General features: G+C 71.8%; 7 protein-coding genes and 1 pseudogene. 7 read left to right on the top strand and 1 reads right to left on the bottom strand.

Annotated elements, in window-relative coordinates:
* From B8460_RS23100 to B8460_RS16475, 6 genes and pseudogenes are all read left to right on the top strand, one after another.
* A pseudogene (locus tag B8460_RS23100) lies at positions 1 to 185 on the top strand (hypothetical protein); the annotation flags it as partial.
* A 190-nt stretch (positions 186 to 375) separates the two neighbouring features.
* On the top strand, positions 376 to 1,368 hold the full coding sequence (locus B8460_RS16495; protein ID WP_048862706.1) for a cupin domain-containing protein: 993 nt from the start codon (positions 376 to 378) through the stop codon (positions 1,366 to 1,368).
* Between the two features lie 92 nt (positions 1,369 to 1,460).
* The gene (locus B8460_RS16490) at positions 1,461 to 1,811 is read left to right on the top strand and encodes an SH3-like domain-containing protein (protein WP_048862705.1); all 351 of its coding nucleotides are present in this window, start codon (positions 1,461 to 1,463) and stop codon (positions 1,809 to 1,811) included.
* Between the two features lie 2 nt (positions 1,812 to 1,813).
* A complete protein-coding gene (locus B8460_RS16485; RefSeq protein WP_048862704.1) occupies positions 1,814 to 2,485 on the top strand; it encodes a nitrile hydratase subunit alpha in 672 nt (223 codons plus the stop codon).
* On the top strand, positions 2,485 to 2,817 hold the full coding sequence (locus tag B8460_RS16480; RefSeq protein WP_048862703.1) for an SH3-like domain-containing protein: 333 nt from the start codon (positions 2,485 to 2,487) through the stop codon (positions 2,815 to 2,817). The genes B8460_RS16485 and B8460_RS16480 overlap by 1 nt, the downstream gene beginning before the upstream one ends.
* 58 nt (positions 2,818 to 2,875) lie before the next feature.
* A complete protein-coding gene (locus B8460_RS16475) occupies positions 2,876 to 3,274 on the top strand; it encodes a DUF302 domain-containing protein (protein WP_048862702.1) in 399 nt (132 codons plus the stop codon).
* A 227-nt stretch (positions 3,275 to 3,501) separates the two neighbouring features.
* On the opposite strand, the gene B8460_RS16470 is transcribed toward B8460_RS16475, so the two are convergent.
* Positions 3,502 to 4,377, bottom strand: a complete 876-nt coding sequence (locus B8460_RS16470) for a helix-turn-helix transcriptional regulator (RefSeq protein WP_241771218.1) — start codon at positions 4,375 to 4,377, stop codon at positions 3,502 to 3,504.
* 111 nt (positions 4,378 to 4,488) lie between these two features.
* Here B8460_RS16470 and B8460_RS16465 point away from each other — a divergent pair, with 111 nt between their 5' ends.
* Positions 4,489 to 4,863 (top strand): nuclear transport factor 2 family protein, encoded by a 375-nt coding sequence (locus B8460_RS16465; protein WP_048862701.1) that lies wholly within the window; start codon positions 4,489 to 4,491, stop codon positions 4,861 to 4,863.
* Positions 4,864 to 4,881: the final 18 nt, after the last annotated feature.

Raw genomic sequence — 4,881 nt, 5'->3', positions numbered from 1 at the left:
ACGCGGGCGGCACCGGCAAGCTGCCCCCCGGCCCCTCGGCGAGCACCCTGCCGGCGCAGCGCCCAGCGCACGGCCCGGGCGCTCCCCCCGGCACCCCGCCGAGCGGCGCCGGCCACGGCGCCCGCGCCGGCACCAAAAGTGGCAACGTCGACACGGGCGGCACGGAGGGCGCCGGCTCGCACTAGCCCGGACCGGTGAAAGCGGCGACGGCACGGGCAAAACGCCCGTGCATCGGGGCCTTGCGGCGTTGCGCGTCGTCGCCTTCGCCTGTATCCGGGCCCCGGGCCCAGCATTCCGCGCCGCGCGCGGCGGTCCCGTCATCGACGGGACCTCGCGGCGGCGTCCCGCCGCTACGACGGGCCGGGAGCAGGACGCATGGCATCGGGGACCGACAACACGTTCCGGCAACTGGCGAACCTGCTCCAGGTGCGCCCGGAATTGCAGCAAATCTGTCTGCTGGGCGCGCAATGGGCCTTCCCGCATGACCACGCGCCGCACGGATCGGCGCCGTTCCATATCGTCATACAGGGCACGTGTCTGCTGGACGTCGCCGGGCGGACGCCCATCGCTTTGAGCGCGGGCGATGTCGCCGTGCTGCCGCATGGCGACCAGCACGTCACCCGGGCATATCCAGGCGCGGCCGGAACCGCCACGAACCTCGCGGTACGCCCGCGCGCCCATGACCATCTCGTGGTCAAGACCAACGTCGACCGCGACCCGGACACCAAGCTGATCTGCGGCCGCCTGATCTTCGAGCACGCGCACCACAATCTCGTCCTCGCGGCGCTGCCGGCCGTCGTAGTTCTCCAGTCGGATAACAGTCGCGATGCTTTGCGGGCGCGCGAGATCGTCGACACCATCGGGTCCGAGCTCGACGACGACCGGATTGCCGCCGCCGCCGTGGCGGCGAGCCTTGCGAACGCGCTGATGGTGGTCGTGCTGCGCGCCTCTTTCGAGCAGGGTCGTCAATCGCCAGGCGTGCTGGCGCTGTTGCAGCGCCCCCAGACGGCGCGCGCGGTGGCCGCAATCGTCGGCGATCTCCGGCGCCCCTGGACACTCGACGAACTGGCGGCGGAGGCGAGCGCCTCGCGCGCGACCCTGGTGCGTCAGTTCCGCAGGGCGACCGGCGGCACGCCCCTCGGCTTTCTGGCCGATCTTCGCCTCAACGTGGCCCGGCATCGCCTCCTGGCGACGCACGATCCCGTCGCGCTGATTTCGGACCATGTCGGCTATCAGTCCGAAGCCGCCTTCAGCCGGGCCTATCACCGGCGGTTCGGCCTCCCTCCCGGCGCGGACCGCAAGACCCTGTCCGCGCGGGGGGTGCCCGGCAGCGCTGGGCGCAGCGTGGCCGATACGGGCGGAGGTTGATCCGTCCGGCAAAGGATTTGCGCCGTCGCGCCTTGGGCAGCCGGTCGCGGCGGCGTACAATCGGCAGCACAAGCGGCTCGATCGGAGATGCGATGACAAGCCCGCCCGCCGTTCGAGTGCGTCCTGCCGGTGCCGGCGTCGTACTGGCGCTGGGCGAGGCGGCGGTGCTGGCCGCCGGCGACCGCGTCCGCATCCTTACCCGCGAGCCGATCGGCCATTACCGCGTGCCCCGCTATCTGCGCGGCAAGGCCGGGGTGGTCGAGGCGGTCATCGAACCGACCATGCTCGACAACGAGGCCGAGGCCTACGGACGCAACGCGGGAATGCGCCGGCACTATTACCGTGTCGCCGTTGCGATGACCGAGCTCTGGCCGACCTACGTCGGCAGCCCGCGCGACGGCGTGCGCGTGGAGGTCTTCGAGACCTGGCTGGAAAGGATCTGACCATGGGCCAGGCGCACGGACACGACGACGACCATGGGCGAGATCACGACCACGATCATCCCCACGCCCCGATCGCCGACGACACGCCGCTTGGCTACTACGAAATCATGGAAATCGCGGTCCGCGAGCTCCTGATCGAACGGCGGCTGATCGGCGCCGACGAAATACGCCGCCAGATCGAGGTGCTGGACTCCCGCACGCCCGCGCTCGGCGCGAAAGTGGTGGCGCGCGCCTGGACGGACCCCGCATTCAAGGCGCGGCTGCTGGCCAACGGCCGCAAGGCCTGCGAGGAGCTGGGCATCAGCTTCTACGACGACACCGAACTGATCGTGCTCGAAAACACCGATAAGGTGCACAACCTCATCGTCTGCACCCTGTGCTCCTGCTATCCGCGCCCCGTCCTGGGACTGCCGCCGGACTGGTACAAGCTTCGACCCTATCGCGCCCGCGCCGTGACGGAGCCGCGGGCCGTGCTGGCCGAGTTCGGCACGCTCATCCCCGATGACGTGGAGATCCATGTCAGCGACTCCACGGCCATGGTCCGTTACCTCGTGCTGCCGAAGCGGCCGCCGGGGACCGAGGCTTACGACGAGGACGCGCTCGCCGCGCTAGTCACTCGCGACACGATGATCGGGGTGGTCGACGTCAGCACTGATCGGGAAAGGCCCCGCTGATGACCGGTTCCGAGGAACTTCTGAAGCGCCTTCCCACCGACCTCGGTGGGCTTTCAGGCGATGCGATCTCGCGCACGGAGCACGACCTCGAACCCTGGGAGAAGCGCTGCCACGCGCTCGCCGACGTGCTCGATTTCCACAAGATCATAAATACCGAGGAAAAGCGTCGGGGCGTCGAGGCCCTAGGCGCGGAGATGATCGGCAAGCTCAGCTACTACGAGCGCTGGATCGCCGCCTTCGCTAATATCCTATTCCAGAAGGGCATCCTCGTGCCCGTCGACCTCGCCCGCAAGATGGCGGAGGTCGAGGCCCGCCGGGCCGCCCAACCGTGACCCGCGGCGGCGCGGCACGCGGCCGCCCGCCCCGTCCGTCGATGGAGTTGATGCCGTGATGCCTGATGGCCTCGTCACGCACCCAAGTGCCCACAGTGTCGCCGAGACGATGGACCGCCTCGCCGCCGCCGTCGTTGCGCGCGGCATGACGGTATTCGTCCGTGTCGATCACGGAACCGCCGCGACGGAGGCGGGCATGGACCTGCGACCGACGGAACTCCTGGTATTCGGTCAGGCAAAGGGTGGGACGCCGCTGATGCAGGCGTCCCAGACCGCCGGCATCGACCTGCCGCTCAAGGCCCTGTGCTGGGCGGACGAGGCGGGCGTCGTACGCCTCGGCTACAACGACCCGCTCTGGATCGCGCGCCGGCACGATGCCGGGGACGCAGCCGCCGCTTCCGTCCGGGCGATGGGCGCCATGCTGGAAGCCGTCTCGGGCGAAGCCTGCCGGCCCTGAGGCGCCGGCCGCCGGCCTTCCGCACGCCGACACGCGGGCACTCGATTATGCATCGGCGGCCCGGGCATCGGCGGCGTGGTCCGGTGCTCGCCGCGAGCACCGCCGCCCCGTCTGCATCCGGACGGCGACATGATCTTCACCGACACGGACCGGCTCGATGGACGGACGGGCTCGGCGGACGTCCTGGTGATCCACGACGACGCCGACCGCGACACCGGCTGAAGGCCCTACGCCCCCGCGCCGTCGCCTCCGGGCGCGCTTCGTTGCAGCTGCCGCAAGCGCCGCTCGCTCGCCTCGTCCACCGGATAGAACGCCTCGATCGCCAGCTCCGAGACGGTCACCTCGGTGGGCATGCCGAACACCGTCGTGGTCGAGATCAGCGACAGCCGCCCCGCCGCGGTGTCGAGTTCGAGCGGCACGGCGATGCCGTCCCCGGGCTGGAACGGCCCCCGCCCCGCCGCCTCGCCCGCGGAACCGAGCGCCACCAGCTCCGCCAAGAGCGCCGCCAATGCCGGATCGGCGCTGGCTTCGGCCTGCCGCCGCAACCGGTCCAGCACATGCGCCCGCCAGTCCGGCAGGTTCGCGATGCGCGGCGCCAGCCCGCCGGGATGAAGACTGAGACGCAGCACGTTGACCGGCGGACGCAGCAGTGCGGCGTCGGCGACCCCGGCCAGCAGGGGCGGCACGGCCTCGTTGGCCGCCACCATGTGCCAGTGCCGGTCCACCGCCAGCGCCGGGTTGGCCCCGTGCGCGCGCAGGATGCGCTCGACGATGCCCCGGGCCGCGCGCATCCCCGGCCCGTCGAGCGGCTGCTCGGCATGGACCGGCGCGAACCCGGCGGCCAGCAGCAGCGCGTTGCGCTCGCGCAGCGGCACGTCCAGCGTCTCCGCCAGCCGCAGCACCATCTCCCGGCTCGGCCGCGCCCGCCCGCTCTCGACGAAGCTGAGATGCCGCGCCGAGACCTCGGCATCGAGCGCGAGATCAAGCTGGCTGCGCCGCCGCCGCTGTCGCCACGCGCGCAGCAGCGCGCCGACCGGGGCGGCAACGGGGGAACCGCCGGGGCGGCGGACGGGGTGCAACGGCGCCGATGTCATGACGGGCATGACGCAGCATAGCCCGCGCCGGCGCGCGGCCCCATGACCTGCGAGGTAATCGCGCGCGGCCGCGATCGGGGGAAAGGTCGGGCCGTCACCAACCGGGAAAGGACCCAACCGATGCCGACCACCACCCCGCAGGACATCGCCGTCCGCTACATCGCCACCTGGAACGAGGCCGATCCGGACCGCCGCCGCGCCCTCGTCGCCGCGCTCTGGGCGGACGACGCGGCCTATCGCGACCCGCTGTCGCAGGCACGGGGGCATGACGCCGTCGCCGCCCTGATCGGCGGCGTGCAGGCCAGGTTCCCCGATTTCCGCTTCACGCTCGCCGGACAGCCGGACGGCCACGGCACCAGCGTCCGCTTCTCCTGGGATCTCGGCCCCGCGGGCACCGACCCCGTGGTGCAGGGCACGGACTTCGCCGAACTCGCCCCGGACGGCCGGCTGCGGGCCGTGACGGGCTTCCTCGATCGGGTGCCGGCGGGCGCCTGACGCGGGCCCGGCGCCCAC

The sequence above is a fragment of the Acidisphaera rubrifaciens HS-AP3 genome (assembly GCF_000964365.1).
GTDB lineage: Bacteria > Pseudomonadota > Alphaproteobacteria > Acetobacterales > Acetobacteraceae > Acidisphaera > Acidisphaera rubrifaciens.
The sequence above is the reverse complement of the archived record's forward strand: the minus strand, read 5'-3'. Positions and strand labels throughout refer to the sequence as shown.